This window comes from Streptomyces sp. NPDC041129, from assembly GCF_055592265.1.
Window position 1 is genome coordinate 119,813 of sequence record NZ_JBVIYV010000002.1, and the last position, 21,582, is coordinate 141,394.

The 21,582-nt window shown below is 71.4% G+C and carries 16 protein-coding genes and 1 riboswitch; of the genes, 7 read left to right on the top strand and 9 right to left on the bottom strand.

Annotated features, from left to right (window positions below; all coding sequences use genetic code 11):
• The first annotated feature begins 11 nt into the window (after nucleotides 1–11).
• The 4 genes from nuoL (at nucleotide 12) to recQ (ending at nucleotide 7,330) form a co-directional block, all read left to right on the top strand.
• Complete coding sequence (gene nuoL / locus ACZ6B1_RS08710) at nucleotides 12–1,907, top strand: NADH-quinone oxidoreductase subunit L (RefSeq protein WP_468776273.1); 1,896 nt, start codon at nucleotides 12–14, stop codon at nucleotides 1,905–1,907.
• 5 nt (nucleotides 1,908–1,912) lie between these two features.
• Complete coding sequence (locus ACZ6B1_RS08715; RefSeq protein WP_468776275.1) at nucleotides 1,913–3,484, top strand: NADH-quinone oxidoreductase subunit M; 1,572 nt, start codon at nucleotides 1,913–1,915, stop codon at nucleotides 3,482–3,484.
• Nucleotides 3,481–5,130, top strand: a complete 1,650-nt coding sequence (gene nuoN, locus ACZ6B1_RS08720) for an NADH-quinone oxidoreductase subunit NuoN (RefSeq protein ID WP_468776277.1) — start codon at nucleotides 3,481–3,483, stop codon at nucleotides 5,128–5,130. The genes ACZ6B1_RS08715 and nuoN overlap by 4 nt, the downstream gene beginning before the upstream one ends.
• 184 nt (nucleotides 5,131–5,314) lie before the next feature.
• Nucleotides 5,315–7,330 (top strand): DNA helicase RecQ, encoded by a 2,016-nt coding sequence (gene recQ, locus ACZ6B1_RS08725; protein WP_468776279.1) that lies wholly within the window; start codon nucleotides 5,315–5,317, stop codon nucleotides 7,328–7,330.
• Nucleotides 7,331–7,405: 75 nt separating this feature from the next.
• Here recQ and ACZ6B1_RS08730 read toward each other — a convergent pair whose 3' ends face one another.
• The 8 genes from ACZ6B1_RS08730 to fahA form a co-directional block, all read right to left on the bottom strand.
• On the bottom strand, nucleotides 7,406–10,189 hold the full coding sequence (locus tag ACZ6B1_RS08730) for a fumarate reductase/succinate dehydrogenase flavoprotein subunit (protein ID WP_468776280.1): 2,784 nt from the start codon (nucleotides 10,187–10,189) through the stop codon (nucleotides 7,406–7,408).
• A gap of 11 nt (nucleotides 10,190–10,200) precedes the next feature.
• Entirely contained in the window at nucleotides 10,201–10,989 is a 789-nt protein-coding gene (locus ACZ6B1_RS08735) for an ABC transporter ATP-binding protein (RefSeq protein ID WP_468776282.1), read from the bottom strand.
• The gene (locus tag ACZ6B1_RS08740; protein ID WP_468776284.1) at nucleotides 10,973–11,896 is read right to left on the bottom strand and encodes an ABC transporter permease; all 924 of its coding nucleotides are present in this window, start codon (nucleotides 11,894–11,896) and stop codon (nucleotides 10,973–10,975) included. The genes ACZ6B1_RS08735 and ACZ6B1_RS08740 overlap by 17 nt, the downstream gene beginning before the upstream one ends.
• Nucleotides 11,893–13,236 carry an ABC transporter substrate-binding protein gene (locus tag ACZ6B1_RS08745; protein WP_468776286.1) on the bottom strand — a complete coding sequence of 448 codons (1,344 nt, stop codon included), beginning with the start codon at nucleotides 13,234–13,236 and terminating at the stop codon, nucleotides 11,893–11,895. Before ACZ6B1_RS08745 ends, ACZ6B1_RS08740 begins: the two co-directional genes overlap by 4 nt.
• A 36-nt stretch (nucleotides 13,237–13,272) precedes the next feature.
• Nucleotides 13,273–13,500 (bottom strand): 4Fe-4S dicluster domain-containing protein, encoded by a 228-nt coding sequence (locus ACZ6B1_RS08750; RefSeq protein ID WP_009338563.1) that lies wholly within the window; start codon nucleotides 13,498–13,500, stop codon nucleotides 13,273–13,275.
• A gap of 44 nt (nucleotides 13,501–13,544) precedes the next feature.
• On the bottom strand, nucleotides 13,545–14,336 hold the full coding sequence (locus ACZ6B1_RS08755) for a GntR family transcriptional regulator (protein ID WP_468776289.1): 792 nt from the start codon (nucleotides 14,334–14,336) through the stop codon (nucleotides 13,545–13,547).
• A 122-nt stretch (nucleotides 14,337–14,458) separates the two neighbouring features.
• Entirely contained in the window at nucleotides 14,459–15,397 is a 939-nt protein-coding gene (locus ACZ6B1_RS08760) for a M56 family metallopeptidase (protein WP_468776291.1), read from the bottom strand.
• A gap of 208 nt (nucleotides 15,398–15,605) precedes the next feature.
• Nucleotides 15,606–16,823 carry a fumarylacetoacetase gene (fahA, locus tag ACZ6B1_RS08765; protein WP_468776293.1) on the bottom strand — a complete coding sequence of 406 codons (1,218 nt, stop codon included), beginning with the start codon at nucleotides 16,821–16,823 and terminating at the stop codon, nucleotides 15,606–15,608.
• A 225-nt stretch (nucleotides 16,824–17,048) separates the two neighbouring features.
• On the opposite strand from fahA, the gene ACZ6B1_RS08770 reads away from it, so the two are divergent.
• From ACZ6B1_RS08770 to ACZ6B1_RS08780, 3 genes are all read left to right on the top strand, one after another.
• Nucleotides 17,049–18,332 (top strand): carboxylate--amine ligase, encoded by a 1,284-nt coding sequence (locus ACZ6B1_RS08770; protein WP_468776295.1) that lies wholly within the window; start codon nucleotides 17,049–17,051, stop codon nucleotides 18,330–18,332.
• Between the two features lie 43 nt (nucleotides 18,333–18,375).
• Complete coding sequence (locus tag ACZ6B1_RS08775) at nucleotides 18,376–19,587, top strand: FAD-dependent oxidoreductase (RefSeq protein ID WP_468776296.1); 1,212 nt, start codon at nucleotides 18,376–18,378, stop codon at nucleotides 19,585–19,587.
• 73 nt (nucleotides 19,588–19,660) lie between these two features.
• Nucleotides 19,661–20,473 carry an HAD family hydrolase gene (locus ACZ6B1_RS08780; RefSeq protein WP_468776298.1) on the top strand — a complete coding sequence of 271 codons (813 nt, stop codon included), beginning with the start codon at nucleotides 19,661–19,663 and terminating at the stop codon, nucleotides 20,471–20,473.
• Nucleotides 20,474–20,535: 62 nt separating this feature from the next.
• On the opposite strand, the gene ACZ6B1_RS08785 is transcribed toward ACZ6B1_RS08780, so the two are convergent.
• Nucleotides 20,536–21,021 (bottom strand): transglycosylase SLT domain-containing protein, encoded by a 486-nt coding sequence (locus ACZ6B1_RS08785; RefSeq protein WP_468776300.1) that lies wholly within the window; start codon nucleotides 21,019–21,021, stop codon nucleotides 20,536–20,538.
• A gap of 2 nt (nucleotides 21,022–21,023) precedes the next feature.
• A riboswitch (cyclic di-AMP (ydaO/yuaA leader) is annotated at nucleotides 21,024–21,210 on the bottom strand.
• Nucleotides 21,211–21,582: the final 372 nt, after the last annotated feature.

A 21,582-nucleotide genomic window follows, 5' to 3' on the forward strand; every position in this document is an offset into this window, starting at 1 on the left:
TCGGAAGAATCGTGGACAACCTGATCGCGCTGCTCATCGCGGCGCCCCTGCTCGGAGCGGCCGTCCTCCTGGTCGGCGGCCGGCGGCTGGACGCCGTGGGCCACTGGATCGGCACGCTCCTGTCGGCCACCTCCTTCGTGCTCGGCCTGGTCCTCTTCGCCGGCCTGCTCGGCAAGGACGCCGAAAACCGCACCCTGACCCAGCACCTGTGGACGTGGATCTCCGTCGGCGACTTCCAGGCGGACGTCACCTTCCGCCTGGACCAGCTGTCGATGACGTTCGTGCTGCTGATCACGGGCGTCGGCTCACTGATCCACCTCTACTCGGTGGGGTACATGGAGCACGACGGGCGGCGCCGCCGCTTCTTCGGCTACCTGAACCTGTTCCTCGCGGCGATGCTGCTGCTGGTCCTCGCCGACAACTACCTGCTGCTGTACGTCGGCTGGGAGGGCGTCGGCCTCGCCTCGTACCTGCTCATCGGCTTCTGGCAGCACAAGCCCAGCGCCGCGACGGCCGCGAAGAAGGCGTTCCTCGTCAACCGGGTCGGCGACATGGGGCTGTCGATTGCGATCATGCTGATGTTCACCACCTTCGGCAGCTTCGCCTTCGGCCCGGTCCTCAGCCACACCGGTGACACCTCCGAGGGCAGGCTCACCGCGATCGGCCTGATGCTGCTGCTCGCCGCGTGCGGCAAGTCGGCCCAGGTCCCGCTGCAGTCCTGGCTCGGGGACGCGATGGAGGGCCCGACCCCGGTCTCGGCCCTGATCCACGCAGCGACCATGGTGACCGCGGGCGTCTACCTGATCGTCCGCTCCGGCGCCATCTTCAACGCGGCGCCCGACGCCCAGCTCGCCGTCACCGTCGTCGGCGCCGTCACGCTCCTCTTCGGTGCGATCGTCGGTTGCGCCAAGGACGACATCAAGAAGGCGCTGGCCGGTTCGACCATGTCGCAGATCGGCTACATGGTGCTGGCGGCGGGCCTCGGCCCCATCGGCTACGTCTTCGCGATCATGCACCTGGTCACCCACGGCTTCTTCAAGGCCGGGCTGTTCCTGGGCGCCGGTTCGGTCATGCACGGCATGAACGACGAGGTCGACATGCGCAAGTACGGCGGCCTGCGCAAGTACATGCCGGTCACCTTCGCCACCTTCGGCCTCGGCTACCTCGCGATCATCGGCTTCCCGTTCCTGTCCGGCTTCTACTCCAAGGACGCGATCATCGAGGCGGCCTTCGCCAAGGGCGGCACCCAGGGCTGGATCCTCGGTGGCGTGGCCCTGCTCGGCGCGGCCATCACCGCCTTCTACATGACGCGCGTGATGCTGATGACGTTCTTCGGGGAGAAGCGCTGGCAGCGGGACGCGGGGGGCCACGAGCCGCACCCGCACGAGTCCCCGAAGATCATGACGATCCCCATGATCGTGCTGGCCGTCGGCTCCGTCTTCGGCGGCTTCTTCTTCCACCTCGGCGATCGCTTCCTCAACTGGCTGGAGCCGGTCACCGGCCACAGTGAGGGCGACTCGCCGATCAGTGCGGCGACGGTCACCGGCGCGACCCTGGTCTGCCTGGTCGTCGGCGTCGGCATCGCCTGGGCGCAGTACGGCCGCAAGCCCGTCCCGGCGGTCGCCCCGCGCGGTTCGCTGCTCACCCGGGCCGCCCGGCGCGACCTGCTGCAGGACGACTTCAACCATGTCGTCCTGGTGCGCGGCGGCGAACACCTCACGCGCTCCCTGGTGTACGTCGACCACACCCTGGTCGACGGCGTCGTCAACGGCACGGCGGCCGGCTTCGGCGGCCTGTCCGGACGGCTGCGCCGGGTCCAGAACGGCTTCGCCCGCTCCTACGCGGTCTCGATGTTCGGCGGCGCGGCACTCCTAATCGCCGCGACCCTGCTGATGAGGGCGGTCTGATACCGATGTCCTTTCCTCTGCTGACAGCGACGGCGGCGCTCCCGGCCCTCGGGGCGGTCGCCACGGCCGCCGTACCGGCCGCCAAGCGCACCGCCGCGAAATGGCTGGCGCTGGTCGTCTCGCTCGCCACACTCGCCCTGGCGATCACCGTCCTGGTCCGCTTCGACCCGAACGGCGACCGCTACCAGCTCACCGAATCCCACGCCTGGATCGCGGACTTCGGGGTCAGGTACGAGCTGGGCGTGGACGGCATCGCGGTGGCGCTGCTCGCCCTGACCGCGCTGCTGATCCCGTTCATCATCCTGGCCGGCTGGAACGACGCCGATCCGCTGGAGACCGGCAGCCGCCGCTGGCGGCCCACCCAGGGCTTCTTCGCGCTGATCCTCGCCGTCGAGGCGATGGTGGTCATCTCCTTCGAGGCCACCGACGTCTTCCTCTTCTACATCTTCTTCGAAGCCATGCTCATCCCGATGTACTTCCTCATCGGCGGCTTCGGGGACCGTGCCCACGAGCACGGTGAGGAGGCGGCCTCCACCCAGCGGTCGTACGCGGCCGTGAAGTTCCTCCTCTACAACCTGGTCGGCGGCCTGATCATGCTGGCCGCGGTGATCGGCCTCTACGTGGTCGCCGGGAACTTCAGCCTCCAGGAGATCGCGCAGGCGCGGGCGAACGGGTCGCTGCACATGGCGACCAGCACCGAACGCTGGCTGTTCCTCGGATTCTTCTTCGCCTTCGCGGTGAAGGCGCCGCTGTGGCCGCTGCACACCTGGCTGCCCAACGCCATGCAGGAGTCCACCGCCCCGGTCGCCGTGCTCATCACGGCGGTCGTCGACAAGGTGGGCACCTTCGCGATGCTCCGCTTCTGCCTCCAGCTCTTCCCGGAGGCCAGCAAGTGGGCGACGCCCGTCATCCTCGTACTGGCGCTCATCAGCATCGTCTACGGCGCGCTGCTCGCCGTCGGCCAGCGGGACATCAAGCGCCTGGTGGCCTACGCGTCGATCTCGCACTTCGGGTTCATCGTCATGGGCATCTTCGCGATGACCAGCCAGGGCCAGTCCGGGGCCACGCTCTACATGGTCAACCACGGCATCTCCACGGCCGCGCTGATGCTGGTCGCCGGGTTCCTGATCTCCCGCCGCGGCTCCAGGCTCATCGCCGACTACGGGGGTGTGCAGAAGGTCGCCCCGGTGCTCGCCGGCACCTTCCTGATCGGCGGTCTCGCCACCCTGTCGCTGCCCGGGCTCGCGCCGTTCGTGAGCGAGTTCCTGGTCCTGGTCGGCACGTTCACGCGCTACCCGGTGATCGGCATCATCGCCACCTTCGGCATCGTTCTCGCCGCGCTCTACACGCTCGTCCTGTACCAGCGGACGATGACGGGGCCGGTGAAGCCCGAGGTGTCGGCGATGCCCGACCTCCGAGCGCGTGAACTGGTGGTCGTCGCCCCGCTGATCGTGCTGCTGATCTTCCTCGGCGTCTACCCGAAGCCCGTCACGGACATCGTCAACCCGGCGGTCAAACAGACCATGTCCGACGTACACAAGACCGACCCCAAGCCCGAGGTGGAGGCGGCCAAGTGAGCGCAACAGCCGTCCACAGCCTGTGGACAACCGCGGCCGACCCGATCTCGAAGATCGACACGCCGAAGATCGAATACGGACAGCTGTCGCCGACCCTGATCGTGGTCGGTGCGGCACTGGTCGGGGTGCTCGTCGAGGCGTTCGTCCCGCGCAGGTCCCGCTACTACGCACAGGTGTTCGTGTCCGTTGTGGCGCTCTGCGCCGCGTTCGCCGCGGTCGTCGCGCTCGCGGCGAACGGATACGGCACCACGAAGGCACACATCGCGGCGATGGGGGCGATCGCGGTCGACGGACCGTCCCTGTTCCTGCAGGGCACGATCCTGCTGGCCGGCCTGGTCGGCCTCTTCACCTTCGCCGAGCGGCGCCTGGACCCGGAGGCGCACGGCAACCGGGTCGACTCCTTCGCCGCGCAGGCCGCGTCCGTCCCCGGCAGCGACAGCGAGAAGGCCGCGGTGCGGGCCGGGTTCACCACCACCGAGGTCTTCCCGCTGCTGCTCTTCGCGATCGCGGGCATGCTGGTGTTCCCCTCGGCCAACGACCTGCTGACGCTGTTCGTGGCCCTGGAGGTCTTCTCCCTGCCGCTGTACCTGCTGTGCGCGCTGGCCCGCCGCAAGCGGCTCCTGTCGCAGGAGGCCGCGGTCAAGTACTTCCTGCTCGGCGCCTTCGCCTCCGCGTTCACCCTGTTCGGCATCGCCATGCTCTACGGCTACGCGGGCTCCGTGTCGTACGGGCGCATCGCGCAGGTCGTCGACGGCACGGTCACCAACGTCGACCCGGCGCTGGCCGGCACCATGGGCAACGACGCGCTGCTGCTGATCGGCAGCGCCATGATCGTGATGGGTCTGCTGTTCAAGGTGGGCGCCGTCCCGTTCCACATGTGGACGCCCGACGTCTACCAGGGCGCACCCACCCCGGTGACCGGATTCATGGCGGCGGCGACCAAGGTCGCGGCGTTCGGCGCGCTGCTGCGCCTGCTGTACGTCGTCCTGCCCGGCATGCGCTGGGACTGGCGGCCGGTCATGTGGGCGGTGGCCGTCATCACCATGCTCGGCGGCGCGATCGTCGCGATCACGCAGACCGACATCAAGCGGCTGCTGGCGTACTCGTCCATCGCGCACGCCGGATTCATCCTCGCCGGTGTCATCGCCACCTCGAAGGACGGGGTGTCGTCCGTCCTGTTCTACCTGGCGGGGTACTCGTTCGTGACGATCGGTGCCTTCGCGGTGGTGACCCTGGTGCGCGACGCCGGCGGCGAGGCCACCCACCTGTCCAAGTGGGCCGGGCTCGGCCGCCGCTCTCCGCTGGTGGCGGCCGTGTTCGCGGTGTTCCTGCTGGCCTTCGCGGGCATCCCGCTGACCTCCGGCTTCGCCGGGAAGTTCGCCGTCTTCAAGGCGGCGGCGGACGGCGGCGCGGCCCCGCTGGTCGTGATCGGTGTGATCTCCTCGGCGATCGCCGCGTTCTTCTACATCCGGGTGATCGTGCTGATGTTCTTCAGCGAGCCCAGGCCCGAGGGGCCGACCGTGGCCGTGCCCTCGCCGCTGACCATGGCGGCGATCGGCGTGGGCGTGGCGGTCACGCTGGTGCTCGGTGTGGCGCCGCAGTACTTCCTGGACCTGGCGAACCAGGCGAGCGTGTTCGTGCGCTGACATACGCCACGGCCGCCGTCCGGGGCCCGGTCCTCCCGCGGAGGACCGGGCCCCGGCACGTGCGGCGGCGCCGACGGACGGAGGGTATGCCTGTGGACAACTCCTGGGCTGTCGGTGCGGGCGCCTATCGTGGACGCAGTGGTCGAAGGACGACGCACGGGGGACAGGACACGGGGACCAGGCGATGGGCGCGACGGGCGGGATCAGGGAGATGCCACACATGACCGAGGGGCCGGGCACGGCCGACAGCGAAGCGCTGGCCACACTGCACCGGGTCTTCGGGTACGAGGCCTTCCGGGGCGAGCAGGAAGCGGTCATCGAGCATGTGGTGGCGGGCGGTGACGCCGTCGTGCTCATGCCGACCGGCGGCGGCAAGTCGCTGTGCTACCAGATCCCGTCCCTGGTCAGACCGGGTACGGGCGTGGTGATCTCGCCGCTGATCGCGCTGATGCAGGACCAGGTGGACGCCCTGCGCGCGCTCGGCGTGCGCGCGGGCTTCATCAACTCCACCCAGGACTTCGACGAGCGGCGCGTGGTCGAGGCCGAGTTCCTCGCCGGTGAGCTGGACCTGCTCTACCTGGCCCCGGAGCGGCTGCGCGTGGAGGCCACGCTCGACCTGCTCTCCCGCGGCAAGATCTCCGTCTTCGCGATCGACGAGGCGCACTGCGTCTCCCAGTGGGGCCACGACTTCCGCCCCGACTACCTGGCCCTCTCCCTGCTCGGCGAGCGCTGGCCGGACGTCCCGCGGATCGCCCTCACCGCCACGGCCACGCACGCGACCCACCAGGAGATCACCCAGCGGCTGGGCATGCCGACGGCCCGCCACTTCGTGGCGAGCTTCGACCGGCCCAACATCCAGTACCGGATCGTGCCCAAGGCCGATCCCAAGAAGCAGCTGCTCGCGTTCCTGCGAGAGGAGCATCCGGGCGACGCCGGCATCGTCTACTGCCTCTCCCGCAACTCGGTGGAACGCACGGCCGAGTTCCTGAGCGCCAACGGCATCGAGGCGGTCCCGTACCACGCGGGCCTGGACGCGGGCACGCGCGCGGCCCACCAGTCCCGTTTCCTGCGCGAAGAGGGCCTGGTCGTGGTCGCGACCATCGCCTTCGGCATGGGCATCGACAAGCCGGACGTGCGCTTCGTCGCCCACCTCGACCTGCCCAAGTCCGTCGAGGGCTACTACCAGGAGACGGGCCGCGCGGGCCGTGACGGACTGCCCTCCACCGCCTGGATGTCCTACGGCCTCAACGACGTCATACAGCAGCGCAAGCTGATCCAGTCGGGCGAGGGCGACGAGGCGTTCCGCCGCCGGGCCGCCGCCCACCTCGACGCGATGCTCGCCCTGTGCGAGACCGCCCAGTGCCGGCGCGGCCAGCTCCTGGCCTACTTCGGGCAGGAGCCCTCCGCCGCGGGATGCGGCAACTGTGACACCTGCCTGACCCCGCCGGAGACCTGGGACGGTACGGTCGCCGCGCAGAAGGTGCTCTCCACGGTGGTGCGGCTGCAGCGTGAGCGCGGGCAGAAGTTCGGCGCCGTGCAGATCGTGGACATCCTGCTCGGCAAGAGAACCGGCAAGGTCATCCAGTTCGACCACGACCAGCTCTCCGTCTTCGGCATCGGCGAGGACCTCACCGACGGCGAATGGCGTGGCGTCATCCGGCAGTTGCTCGCCCAGGGACTGCTCGCGGTCGAGGGGGAGTACGGCACGCTCGTGCTCACCGGGGAGAGTGGATCCGTGCTGCGCCGCGAGCGGGAGGTGCCGCTGCGCAAGGAGCCGAAGAGGCCGGCCGCCTCGCGCGCGGGTTCCTCCTCGGGACGGGGCGAGCGCAAGGCCAAGGCCGCCGCGGCCGAGCTGCCGGACGAACTCCTCCCCGCCTTCGAGGCCCTGCGCGCCTGGCGCGCCGAACAGGCCCGGGAGCAGGGCGTCCCGGCGTACGTCATCTTCCACGACGCCACACTGCGGGAGATCGTCACCTGCTGGCCCGGCTCGGTGCGGGAGCTTGGCACGGTGGGCGGCGTCGGCGAGAAGAAGCTGGCGACCTACGGGGAAGGGGTGCTGGAGGTGCTGAACTCCCTGAAGGAGCCCGGCTCGGCCGGCGCCTCCCCGGCGGCCGGTGCCTCGCCCGTCGCCGCCGACGAGGCTCCCGAGGACCACTGGGCGGAGCCGGCGGAGGAGCCGGAGCCCGACGACTGGATATAGGGCGTACAGGGACGCGGGGGCCGTCGAATCCCGGTTTCTCCCGGGACACCGCGTCCGGGGCGGCGGAGGGATCCGTCACAACGCCCGCGCCGCATAGGCCCTGACGTCCGCGTCCGAGTCACCCGTGGCCGCGGCCAGGGCCGCTCGGGCCTCCTCGGTGGCGTTGTGCCGGGTCAGGGCCAGGACCGCCGCCTTGCGCACGTCGGCGTTCGGGTCGGCGAGGGCTTTGGCCAGGGCGGAGACGGCCGTGTCGGCCGGGGCGACCGACAGCGCGGTGGCAGCACCGGACCGGACCTGCCAGGCCGGGTCGGACAGGGCGGCCACGGCGCGGGCGGCGAGCGGCGTCGGGCAGCCTGCCGTGGCCAGCGCACCCAGCGCGGCACCGCGCACCAGAGGGTCGGGATCCTCGGTGAGCCGGTCCAGGGTGCCGGTGAGCACATCCCGGCCCTGCGGGTCCAGGGACGCCGAGCTGACGGCGACCAACGCCTTGGCGACGGTGACGCGGACCTCCCGGGAGGGGTCGTCGGCGGCGCGCGCCAGCGGCAGTGCCGCGTCGACCGACACCAGGGCGCGTACGGCCTCGACGCGGACGGGAATGTCGGGGTCGTCCAGCGCGGCGGCGAACACGCCGGGAGCGCCCAGCCGCAGGGCGCGGAGCACGTCGAGCGCGGCGGCTCGCACCACGGCGTCGGCCACGGCGAGTGCGCCGGTGAGGGCGGCGCCCAGGGCCGGTTCGGAGGGCAGCGTCTCGACGAGTTCACGCAGCGAGGCCGCGGCGGCAGCGCGGACCTCGGGGTCCGGGTCGGCGAGCGCACCGGCCAGGGCCTGACCGGTGCCGGGAGGCACGGTCTCGGTGAGGACCGAGACGGCCGTACGGCGGACCGCCGCGTCCGGGTCCGCCAAGTAAGGGCGCAGTGAGGCGAGTTCGGGCTGCTCCTCCGCCAGCTCCAGCAGTTCCAGGAGCCGGGGCGAAGCGGTCTCCCGAGTGCCGCCCCGGTCCACGAGGCCGGTGGCGCGGGTGGATGCCGGTCCGCCGGCGACCGGTGCCACATCGCGGGGGCCGGCGGTGGCGACGTCCTCGGGCCCTACCTCGCCCAGATGCCGGGAGGGGCCCCCGGCCGGGGTGAAGCCCTCGACCGGAACCAGATAGGGAGCCACGGGACGGGCCGTGAACTCCATCGCACCAGAGGGGGACTTGTGCAGATCGAGATGGTGGAACCAGGTGGCGTCGTCACGCCGGGGATGGTCGACGCGGTCGTGGTAGAGCCCCCAGCGGGACTCGGTACGGGCCAGGGAGGCACGGGCGGCCATCTCCGCGCAGTCGCGGATGAAAGTGACCTCGGCGCAGCGCATCAGCTCGTGCGGGGTGGTGGCGCCCATCGCGGCGACATCGACGCGCATCCGCTCGAAGGACTCCAGGGCGAGGGACAGCCGCGCCCCGGACTTGGGCGGTGCCACGTAGTCGTTCACGAAGCGGCGCAGCTTGTACTCGACCTGGGTCTGCGGCGGGCCGTCCGGGTTGCGCAGCGGGCGGTAGATCAGCTCGTGCGCCTCACGGACCTGCTCGGCGGGAAGCTCCCCCTCGTACGCCGTGTACTGGGCGGCGTCCGCGCCCGCGAGGTCACCGAAGACGAAGGCCCCGATCATGTAGTTGTGCGGGACGCACGCCAGGTCGCCGGCGGCGTACAGGCGGGGGACGGTCGTGCGGGCGTGGTCGTCGACCCGGACGCCGGAGGCGGAGTGGCCGCCGCACAGGCCGATCTCGGAGATGTGCATCTCGATGTCGTGGGTCCGGTAGTCGTGCCCGCGGCCGGCGTGGAAGGTGCCGCGGGTGGGCCGCTCGGTGGAGTGCAGGATGGACTCCAGGGCCGAGACCGACTCCTCGGGCAGATGGCTCAGTTTCAGGTAGACCGGGCCGCGGTCGCTGGCGACCTCCGCGGCGAACTCGGCCATCATCTGCCCGGACCAGTAGTCGGAGTCGACGAAGCGCTCACCGTGCCGGTTGACCTGGTAGCCGCCGAACGGGTTGGCGACGTAGGCACAGGCCGGACCGTTGTAGTCCTTGATCAGCGGGTTGATCTGGAAGCACTCGATGCCGGTGAGCTCGGCGCCGGCGTGGTAGGCCATGGCGTAACCGTCACCGGCGTTGGTGGGGTTCTCGTAGGTGCCGTAGAGGTACCCGGAGGCGGGCAGGCCGAGCCGGCCGCAGGCGCCGGTGGCGAGAACGACCGCACCCGCACGGACGGTGACGAAGGCGCCGGTGCGGGTGTGGAAGCCGACGGCACCCACGGCCCGCCCGTCGTCCGGCGCGGTAAGCACGCGCACCGGCATCAGCCGGTTCTCGATGCGTATCCGCGCCCGCATCTCACGACGCCGCAACTGCCGGTACAGGACCTTCTTGACATCCTTGCCTTCCGGCATCGGCAGTACGTACGAGCCGGAGCGATGCACCTGGCGGACCGCGTACGCGCCATGCTCGTCCTTCTCGAACTTGACCCCGTACGACTCCAGTCGCTGGACCATCGCGAAGCCGCGCGTGGCGGTCTGGCGGACCGTGGACTGGTCGACGATGCCGTCGTTGGCGCGGGTGATCTCGGCGACGTAGTCGTCGGGCTCGGCGCGGCCCGGGACGACCGCGTTGTTGACCCCGTCCATGCCCATGGCGAGCGCGCCGGAGTGGCGGACGTGGGCCTTCTCCAGAAGAAGGACGTTCGCACCGCGCTCGGCGGCGGTCAGGGCGGCCATGGTGCCGGCGGTACCACCGCCGATGACAAGGACGTCGCAGGTCAGCTCCTCGGCGTCGGCGACGTCGGGGACGGCGAGGAGGGTCTGCGCGGGGGCGTTCGCGGGGGTGGTCACCGGGATGCCTTTCAGGTGCCGAGCGAGGAGAGGACGGTGCGGCGCAGGGCCACGCGGACCGGGTCGTCGAGCGCGTCGCGATCACGCGGGCGGGGCACGTCGCGTACGGCGGCCACGCGGCCCGAGCCGAGGAGGGCGACGCGGTCACCGAGGAAGAGCGCCTCGTCGACGTCGTGTGTGACGAACACGACGGTCGCGCCCGTGCCCCGCAACACGTCCACCAGCAGGTCCTGCATGCCGGAGCGGGTCTGGGCGTCGAGGGCCCCGAAGGGCTCGTCCATGAGGACCACGCGGGGGCTGCCGGCCAGCGCCCGGGCCAGCTGCGCCCGCTGGCGCTGCCCGCCGGAGACCCGGTGCGGCAACTTCCCCGCCTGCGAGGAGAGTCCGACACGGCCGAGCCAGGACTCGGCCTGGGTACGGCGCCCGGAGCGCGGAACTCCGCGGATGGCGAGCGGGAGTTCGACATTGGCGCGCAGCGTGCGCCAGGGCAGCAGGGCGTCCTCCTGGAAGACCAGCGCACGGTCGGCGGAGGGGCCGGTCAGTGGGCTGCCGTCCTGCTCCACGGCACCGGACAGCGGGGAGAGCAGCCCGGCGAGTGTGCGCAGCAGCGTCGACTTGCCGCAGCCGGAGGGGCCGACGACGGTGAGGATCTCACCGGGCACGACCTCCAGGTGGATCTCGTGCAGGACCGGGGCGTCCGTCCGGCCGAGGGTGGCGCCGCGCAGGGTGAGCCGGGCGCCGCGCGCGGTCCTGGCGACCGGGGCTTCCGCGGGGGCGACGGTCTCAGACGAGGTGCTCATCGCGCGTCTCCTTCTCGGTACCGTCGTGGCCCTGGTGCTGGGCCTCGGTGTGGTGCTGGGCCTCGCCGCCGGCCTCTCGCTCGACCGGGGCGGCGACCCGGGACACAGGGGTGCGGGTCCGGCCGCCGGGGACGTAGGAGGTGCGGGGCAGCCAGCGGGTCAGCCGCCGGCCGAGGAGTTCCACCGCCGTGGAGGTGACCCAGCCCAGGACGCCGATCGTCACCATGCCGACGAAGACTCCCGGGTAGTTCACGACCGTGTAGTCCTGCCAGGTGCGGTACCCGACGCCGTACTGGCCGGAGATCATCTCGGCGGAGATCACGCAGATCCACGACACGCCGATACCGACCGAGAGGCCGCCGAAGATGCCGGGCAGGGCGCCCGGCAGGACCACCGAGCCGAGGATGCGCCACCTCCCGCCGCCCATGGTGCGCACCGCTTCCTCCCAGACGGGGGTCAGTGCGCGGACCGAGTGTCGGGTGGAGACCAGCACGGGGAAGAAGGCGGCGGTACAGGTGATGAAGACGATGCCTTGTTCGTTCGAGGGGAAGAGCAGGATCGCGACCGGCACGAGGGCGATGGCCGGGACTGGGCGGACGACTTCCAGTACCGGGCCGAGCAGGTCCTCGGCGAGGCGAGAGCGGGCCACGAGCACGCCCGTCGCCACGCCCAGGACGGCCGCCAGGGCGAAGCCGGTGAGGATCCGGGTGAGGCTGTCGGTCAGGTCGGTCCAGTAGTCCGCCCCGGTGAGCCGCTCGGCGAAGGCGCGGGCCACGTCGGTGACCGTCGGGAACTGCGAGAAACGCAGCCACAGGTCGACGTCCAGGCTGGTCAGCAGCTGCCAGAGGGCGAGGGCAGCGGCCAGGGATGCCACCCGAAGGGCATACCGGGCCGGCTGTCGGGTCATGAGGCCCGCCCCAGGGCGTCGGTGTAGGAGACCGTGCGGGCGCCGTCGTGGGCGGTGACGTAGGCCCGCGCGGACGCTGGGGCCACGAAGGGCAGGAGCTGGTCGCCGTCGGCGACCCAGACCGCCTTGTCGGCGAACCAGAGGGTGCCGGTGGTGGCGTCGGGGACGTACGCGGCGCGGATGCCGTCGTGGTGCCCGGCCAGGTAGCCCAGCAGCTTCTTAGGAGACTTGAAGGAGACGGTCTTCTCGCTGCCCTTGGGCCATGCCTCGCTCGCGGCCGGTGCGGGCGTGGCGGCGAGCCGCCGGGCGTAGGACGCGCCGAGGGCCTTCTTCACATACCGGTCGTCGACGAAGGAGTCCACGTCGATGTCACCGGTCAGCTTGGCCGCCTTCAGCACGGAGACGTCCTGCTTCAGCGCGGAGACCAGCTGCGGCTTGACGGCCGGGCCGAAGGTGGCGATGCCGTGGGCGCCGTTGTACAGGTAGACCACCTCGGCGGGCAGGCCGGTTGCTTCGGCAACCGTCTGCGCGGCGGCCACCGGATGGCCGTTCAGATAGTCGGTGGCCTCGGTCTGGGCTTCGAGGAAGGCCCGCAGGACGGCGGGGCGCTGCTTGGCGAAGTCCTCGCGTGCGGTGACCCCGTGGAATGTGGGGAGGTTCAGCTGGGCGCCGTCGTACAGCGCCTTCGCCTTGCCCTGGTAGGCGAGCAGCCCCGGCCAGGCGACGAACTGGGACAGCGCGTCGATGCTGCCCGCGGAAAGCGCCGAGGCGCCCACGGCGGGCTGCTGGTTGAGCTTCGAGATCCCCTTGTTCGGGTCGATGCCGGCACGCTGCAGGGCCCGTACGAGGGTGCCGTCGGCGGCGGAGCCGATGCTGGTGGAGACCTTCTTGCCCTTGAGGTCCTTCAAGGAGGCGAGGCCCGAGTCCGGGGCGGTGACCACGGTGTTGAGGCCGCCGCGCAGGTTGTAGCCGGTGACCGACACCAGGTGGGTGGGGCGGCCGAGCTGCCTCCCGCGGGCCGCGTTGAGCAGCAGCGGGAAGTCGCCCATCGAGCCGATGTCGATCTTCCCAGCGGCCATCTGGGCGGTGATCGGGGCGCCGGTGGCGTAGTCCTGCCAGTCGACCTTGTAGGTGTGGCCGTCATGGAGGGAGTTGAGCTGCTTCTCGAAGTAGCCCAGGGAGCGCAGCAGCGTCCCCGCGGTGACCGTGTTGATGGTCTTGGACTGGTAGCCCACGGTCACGGTGACCGTGGAGCCGCTGCCCGCCTCGGCGCTGCCGCCGCAGGCGGACAAAGGCAGCAGGAGGATGGCGGCGGACAGGGCGACTGCCGTGTGTTTCATGGTGGTTCGGCCTCTCACCGGAGCAGGTCGGAAGGATCAGCGGAGCAGGTAGGGCATGTTGACCGTGACGGCTCCGGTGGGACAGCGGGCCGCGCACGGGCCGCAGTACCAGCACTCGTCGACGTGCATGTACGCCTTGCCGCTGCTCTCGTCGATGGCGAGCGAGTCCAGCGGGCACATGTCCACGCAGAGCGTGCAGCCGTCGATGCACTTCGACTCGTCGATGGTCACGGGCACATCGGCCCGCTGCGGCACCAAGGGCATGGCTGTCTCCAGGAAACGTGAGGCAGGGGTGTGTGGGCGGTTGGCTAGAGCGACCTGTGGAGCGAGCCGCCCATGGTGATGCGGTCGCCGCGGAAACGGATGAACTCCAGGTCGACGGGGCGGCCGTCGTCGAGGTGCGTGAGGCGCTCCAGCATCAGCACGGCGGCGCCGCGCGGGGCCTGGAGCACGGCGGCGGAGTGGGCGTCCGCGTTCACCGCCTCCAGCGTGATCTCGGCGTGGCCGAGCCGCCGGCCGGTGACGGCCTCCAGCAGGCGGAAGACATCGGTGTTCTCCAGGTCCGCGTCGAGTAGGGCCGTGCCGATGTCGAGGGGGATGTAGGTGAGGTCGAGGGAGAGGGGGAGGCCGTTCAGGTGGCGCAGGCGTTCGATGTAGAGGACGTCGGCGCCCGCCGGGACGCGGAGGCGTTCGGCCACCGGGGCGGGTGCGGGGGCGGGTCCCATGGTGCGGACCTCGTTGGTGACGTGGCCGTGTTCGCGGAGGGTTTCCGCGAGGCCCATCAGACGGTCGAGCCCGTGCGGGTACTTCTGGGCGACGACGACGGTGCCGACTCCGGGCAGCCGCTCCACCAGGCCCTCCGCCCGGAGCAGGTCCAGTGCTTGGCGGACGGTGTTGCGGGAGGCGCGGTAGTCGGTGGCGAGAGTCGACTCGTGCGGGAGGCTGCCGTCCGCGAACGCGCCGGTGAGCAGTTGGCGGCGCAGGAGGTCAGCGAGCTGCCGGGCCCGGTCGGCGCGCAGCCGGCGACGCGTCCGGTGGGCGGCGACGGTGGTCGCGGCGCCCTGGCCGGAGTGGTCCCGGGAGCGGTCGGCGGGTGGCATGGCTGGAACCATACCGACGAGGTAGGGAATAGGGTGTTTCTGCAGTGTTGCGCCAGCTGAGGGTGCGTTGAACACCCCGCTGAGCTGCTGTTTTGCTCCGGTGTGACAAAGATCTGCCACTGTCAGGACAGCGCCGTCAGCCCCGGTGCGAAGGTGATCAGCAGTGGCAGCAACGGCACCAGCGCGGCCACCGTGGTGGTCAGTGCCCGGTGCCGGCGGAGCAGCCGCGGCGGGGGCTCCAGGAGGCGGTCCACGCGTTCACCGAGGAGCCGGTGGCTGGAGGCGCAGGACAGGACGCCGCGGTGCTGGTTCAGCTCGATCAGGGCGAGAGCGGTGGTGAGGTGGCCGCAGCGGCGGGAGGCGGTGTCGTCGGCGGCCAGTTCGACCAGACGGTGCGTCTGGTCGCAGAAGTGGGCGAAGAGCGGGACGCCCGGGAAGCCCGTGGCGAGCGCGGTGGACAGATGGAGCAGCCAGTCGTGGTGGGCGCGGGCGTGGCCGCGCTCGTGGGTCAGGACGGCGTCCAGCTGACGGCCGCTGAGGCGGCGCAGCGCCCCGGTGGTGACGACGAGCTGGGGCGGGTGCCCGGGCATCCACCAGGCGTCCGGGTACTCGTCCTCCAGCACCAGCATCGGGCCGCGCGCCGCGGGCAGCCCCGCGGGCAGATCGGGCGCGCGTTCCCGCAGGTGCGCCCGGGCCTGGCCGCGGCGCCTGCGGACCTCGGCGAGTTCCCGGGCGAGCATCGCCGTCGTCCAGGCGGCCCCGCAGGCCAGCAGCAGGGTGAGGGCCACGGCCCAGACCGGTGCGGTGGACAGGTCGTACGCGGCGGTGACGGCGGGCGGCGCGGGGGCGAACACATGGTCGCGGACGGTGTGGAAGACGGCCGCCGCGCCCAGTACCAGCGCGGTCAGGCAGCACAGCAGGACCGTGGCGACCAGGCACTGCCACACCCACAGGGCGACCACGGGCTCCCGTTCGGTCCAGCCGGCCCGGGTCAGCGCGCGCGGTGCCGGTACGGCGGCCGTCAGTGCGACGACGCTCAGCAGGAGCAGGCAGACCGTCATGCCGGGGCTCCGGTTCGTGGTCGGAGAGGTGCGGGTGTCGGGTGGTGCCGGGGACGTGCCGGAGGCGCGTCGGGTGATGCCGTGTCCCCGTCAGTATGACGGGGACACGGGGCGCGAGTCAGGTGTCCGGCGGGGATCGCCACCCGTCAAGGTGAGTTCGTCCCACCTTCACGGACACCGGTCGCGCCGTCACCTGCCGGGCAGCGCCTCAGCCCGACACGATCCGCCCGCTGACGTCCCCCAGCCCGACCCGGGCGCCGTCCGGCCCGGGCGCCCAGGCCGACAGGGTCACCACGTCGCCGTCCTCCAGGAAGGCGCGCTTGCCGTCAGGGAGGTCGAGCGGGTCGCGGCCGTTCCAGGTCAGCTCGAGCAGCGAGCCGCGCTGGCCCTCCGCCGGGCCGCTCACCGTGCCCGAGCCGTACAGGTCGCCGGTGCGCAGCGAAGCGCCGTTCACCGTCATGTGGGCGAGCTGCTGGGCGGCGGTCCAGTACATGGTGGAGAACGGCGGCTCGGACACCGTGTGACCGTTGATCGCGACGGAGATCCGCAGGTCGTAGCCGCCGGGTTCGATGCCGGGAGCGGCGTCGTCCAGGTAGGGCAGCAGGGGGTGCGTGCGCTCCGGGGGCGTCACGCGGGCGTGCTCCAGTGCCTCCAGCGGGGTGATCCACGCCGACACCGAGGTGGCGAAGGACTTGCCGAGGAAGGGGCCGAGCGGGACGTACTCCCAGGCCTGGATGTCACGCGCCGACCAGTCGTTGAGCAGGCACAGACCGAAGACGTGCTCCTGGAAGTCGCCGAGTGCGACGGGCGCGCCCCTCTCGGAGGGGACGCCCACCACGAAGCCGACCTCGGCCTCGATGTCCAGCCGGACCGAGGGCCCGAAGACGGGTGCCGGGTCGCCGGGACCCTTGCGCTGCCCGGACGGCCGGACGACGTCCGTGCCGGAGACGATCACCGTGCCGGAGCGGCCGTGGTAACCGATCGGCAGGTGCTTCCAGTTGGGAGTCAGGGAGTCCTCGGCGTCCGGGCGGAAGATCTGACCGACGTTCCGGGCGTGGTTCTCCGAGGCGTAGAAGTCGACGTAGTCCGCGACCTCGAAGGGCAGGTGGAGGGTCACCGACGACAGGGGGTGGAACAGCGGCTCGATCGTCGACCGGTGCGAGGGAACCGTCACCCACGCCGTCAGCGCGCGCCGCACGTCAGACCAGGCCGTGCGGCCGGCGGCCAGCAGCGGGTTGAGGGTGGCCTGCGCGAGCAGGGAGACGTACGGCGAACCGAGGGCGGCGGCCGCGGCCCCGGCGTCGAGGACGTGGTCACCGAGCCGGACACCGACCCTGCGCTCCGTGCTGCCGGAGGGTGAGAACACACCGTAGGGAAGGTTGTGCGGGCCGAAGGGGTCGCCCTCGGGGACGTCGAAGGGGGGCATGGGGTGCTGCCTCACTCTCATCCGGGCCATGCATGGCGATGCGTTCCATGTGATCGCGCCACACGTTACGGCCGGGACAGGTGTCTTGGGCAGTGCCGCAAGGGTTGTCCGCCAGATGTCTAAAGAGTTCGCAATGTCCGAATGACCCTTGTCGGAGGTGGCAATTCCGGCTTAGCGTCCTTTGGGGGACACGGGCGGGGTGGGTCCGGTCCGTAGGGGGGACACGTGGGGGGACCCGTGGCCGAGGACGCCGTCGGTGTACCTGTCGGGGCGGACCGCGATGTGCCGGGCCTGATCGTCAAGTTCGGCGACTACCCGCTGCACCACGGCGGTGTCGGCGCGATCCGCAGCCTGGGCCGCCTGGGCGTCCCCATGTACGCCATCACCGAGGACGCCTGCACTCCGGCGGCCTCCTCCCGTTATCTCACCCGGGCGTTCGTCTGGCCGACGACCGGCGCCGAGGAGCCGGCCCGCCTGGTCGAGGGACTGCTGCGCATCGGCCGCCGGATCGGCCGCCCGGCCGTCCTGATCCCGACGGACGAGGAGGCAGCCGTCCTGATCGCCGAGCACCAGGAGGAGCTGGCCGGCCCCTTCCTCTTCCCCCGTGTCGACCCCGCACTGCCCCGCCGGCTCGCCAGCAAGCAGGGACTGCACGAACTGTGCGCGGAACACGGCGTCCCGAGCCCGCCGGCCGCGTTCCCGCGGTCGTACGACGAGATCGTCGCCTTCGCCGACACGGCCCGCTTCCCGGTGGTGGCCAAGAACCGGGAGGCGTTCCTACGGCGCAGACGGCCCGCCGTCAACGGCACCACGAGGATCGCCGGCCGCGAGGGACTGCTCGCCCTCGCCCGCGACTGGGGGGAGCGGCCCGGCGTGATCCTCCAGGAGTACCTGCCGCGCGAGGAGGCCGAGGACTGGATCGTGCACGCCTGCTTCGACGCCGACTCCGTGCCGCTCGTCCTGTTCACCGGCGTCAAGGTACGCTCCTGGCCGCCGCACGCCGGGATGACGGCGAACGCGTACGTCGTCGACAACCCGGAACTCGCCGACCTCGCCGCCCGTTTCATCAAGGAGATCGGCTTCAGCGGCGTCATCGACCTCGACCTGCGCTTCGACCGGCGCGACGGGCAGTACAAACTCCTCGACTTCAACCCGCGTATGGGCGCCCAGTTCCGGCTCTTCGAGACCGATGCGGGCGTCGACGTCGTACGCGCCATGCACCTGAACCTGACCGGCCGCCCCGTTCCGCAGGGGGAGCAGCGCGCCGGCCGCCGCTACATCGTGGAGAACATCGACCTGCCCGCCCTGCTCGCCTACCGCCGCAGCGGCTACACGACGCCGCACGCGCCGGCCAGGGCGAGCGGGACCGAACTGGCATGGTTCGCGGGTGACGATCCGCTGCCGTTCGTCACGATGCTCGCCCGCTTCGTGCGCCCGGGCGCGAAGCACCTCCATCAGCTGTGGCGGACCAGCCGCCGCGGCGCCGGCACCCCGCACGCCACGAAGTAGGCAAGGCCACGAAGGTGGCGCACCGCGTCCTGGGAGGGACTTCGTGATCCGACCGGTTGCAGTCATCGGGGCCGGGCCGTTCGGCCTGTCCACCGCGGCCCATCTGCGGGCGCGCGGCATCCCCGTCCGCGTCTTCGGCGACCCCATGGTGAGCTGGCGCGACCACATGCCCGAGGGCATGCTCCTCAAGTCGACCCCGGTCGCCTCCAGCTTCGACTGCCCGCAACCCGGCCACACCCTCGCCGACTACTGCGACGCGGCCGGCGTGCGCCGGCTGGTCACCGACGAGGACATCATCCCGGTGGAGACCTTCATCGCCTACGGCGAGTGGTTCCAGCGGCGGCTCGTCCCCGGCCTGGAGCGGGTCCGGGTGGTCTCCGTGGACCGCGGCGGCCGCGGCGCCTTCGAACTCGAACTGGACTCGGGGGAGTCGTTCACCGCCCGCGCGGTCGTGGTGGCCACCGGTCTGTCCGGGCTCGCCCACCTCCCGCCGGAACTGGCCGGAGCGGCCGCCGACGGGCCCGCGCCCACCTCCCCGGTCTCCCACAGCTCCCAGCACCACGACCTCGGCCGCTTCTCGGGCCAGGAGCTGATCGTCATCGGCGCGGGCCAGTCCGCCCTGGAGACCGCGGCCCTCGCGGCCGAGGCCGGCGCCCGGGTGCGCGTCGTCTCGCGCGGCCGGGGCCGGGTCGCGTTCGGTGCCCCGCCCTGGCAACAGCCGAGGCTGCGCCCCGAGTCGCCGTTCGGCCGCGCATGGTCGCTGTGGGCGCTCAGCAACTACGCCCAGGCGTACCGTTTCCTGCCCGCCCGGACCCGTCACCACCTGGTCCGCAGGGTCCTCGGTCCGCTCGGTGCCTGGTGGCTGCGCGACCGCTTCGAGGGCAAGGTCCAGGTCCATCAGGTCGACCGGGTGCTGGGTGCCGCGGCCCCGGACGGCAGCCCGGTGCTCACCGTCCGCACCCACGACGGCCGCGTCGAGCGGCTGGCCGCCGATCACGTCGTCGCGGCCACCGGATACCGCGTGGACATCGCCGCGATGGACTTCCTCGGGCACGGACTGCGCACCCGCCTGGCGGTGAGCCGGGGCGCCCCGAGGCTGGGCGCCGGCTATGTCTCCTCCGTCCCCGGCCTGTACTTCACCGGTCTCCCGGCGGCGTCCTCCTACGGTCCGGTGATGCGCTTCGTGTGCGGCACCGAGTTCGCCTCACCACGCCTGGTGAGGCACCTGGCCGCCGCCCACGGCCGACCCGGGTGACGCTCGTCTCCGGGCCCCAAGTCCGCCAGGAACCGGGTGAGTCGGCGGGGCGTGCGGTCCGTATTCTCTGATCATGGCCGCACCTCCCGCATACGCACTGATCGCCACCGACCTTGACGGGACGCTGCTGCGCGGCGACGACACCGTCTCCGACCGGTCGCTCGCCGCACTGGAGCGGGTGGCGCGGGCCGGTGCCCGGCACCTGGTGGTGACGGGCCGGCCGGCCCCCCGGGTGCGGCCGCTCCTGGCCGCCCTCGGCTGCACGGGGCTCGCGGTGTGCGGGCAGGGAGCGCAGGTCTACGACGCCGGCACCGGCCGCCTGCTGTGGTCGGTGCGGCTGGACCGGGAACTGGCGGAGACCGCGCTCGGCAAGATCGAGGCGGAGGTGGGGCAGGTCTTCGCGGCCGTCGACCAGGACGGAGTGGACGGGCTCACGCTGATCGAGCCCGGCTATCTGATGCCCCACCCCACCCTGCCCGCCGTGCGGGTCGACCGGCGCGACGACCTGTGGCGTGAGCCCATCAGCAAGGTGCTGCTGCGCCATCACGCGCTCTCGGACGACGAGTTGGCGGCGACCGCGCGCGCTGCGGTGGGATCGCTGGCCACGGTCACCATGTCGGGGCCGGGCACGGTGGAGCTCCAGCCGTGCGGAGTCACCAAGGCGACCGGGCTGGCGCTGGCCGCCGGTCATCTGGGGGTCGCCGCCGAACAGGCGCTGGCCTTCGGCGACATGCCCAATGACATCCCCATGTTCGACTGGGCGGGCCGCGGGGTCGCCATGGCCAACGCCCACCCCGAACTCAAGGCGGTCGCGGACGAGGTCACGACGTCGAACGAGGACGACGGCGTCGCCGTCGTCCTCGAAGGACTGTTCCCGGCCGGCTGACCGGGACACGAACAGCGGCTCGCGGCGGGTGCCGGTCAGGTGGCACCCGCCGCGAACGCCGGTCAGTAGGCGCCGAAGACGTTGTCGATCGACCCGTAGCGGGCGGCCGCGTAGTTGCAGGCGGCGGTGATGTTCGCGACCGGGTCGTAGGGGTCGAACGCCGTTCCGGCCACGTGGTAGGTGTTGAAGGTCGGGTCGATCACCTGGAGCAGGCCCTTGGACGGGATGCCCTTGGCGGCGTTGGAGTCCCACAGGTTGATGGCGCGCGGGTTGCCCGAGGACTCGCGGATGATGTTGCGGTGGATGCCGTTGTAGGTGCCCGGGATGTGCTTCTCCGCCATGATCGCGAGGGACTCGCGGATCCAGCCGTCGAGGTTGTTCGGGTACCCGGCGAGGGTGGTGCCGGTCGAGCCGGTGGAGTCGGCCGCGGAGGCGCTGGTCGCGCCGACGACCGGAAGGGCCAGCACGGCGGCACCGGTGCCGAGGACGGCGAGCTTGCGGACGAGGCGGCTGGTGCGGACGCGGCGGGGCTGAGCGGCAGCAGGCATGCGAGGTTCCTCTCCGTCGCCTGCGAGGTGAGCTGTCGGGTTCGGGCGGGGAGGTGCCCGGCCGTGCCGCCCCCGAGGCGGCACGACTTAACCCCTTGCCGTTCCGGTGACGACACGTGTCGTCGGGTCCGGCGAACTTACCTGGGTCCCCCGCTCCTGCCGTACGAATGAGTTCGTCGATGGGTGATGTCGGGCGGCGGCAGGATTCGGCGTTCCGCTCGACTGGCCGGGAACGTATGCGAGAGCACATGTCCGGAACAAGTGTTGGATTCACGTAAAGACCAAGTTGACCTTGTTCTGTTCCGTTTTGGGTGCTTGATCCTTTGCGACTGCCAATGCCCAACTGGCCGACGGGGCAAGGGGAAGTGGGTGGTGGCCGGGTCCGGCGGCCGGATCCGGGCGCGTGACCCAATTCACGAAATAGCAAAGTATTCCAAATCAGACATGGGGGATTTGGGCGTGAGGGGTGAAACGATGACGGAGTGCCCTGCGGATGGCGCGTGGCCGATTTACCTCGCGTCGCAAAAGGCGCATTAAGGCGTCTAATGTCCGTATTATCGG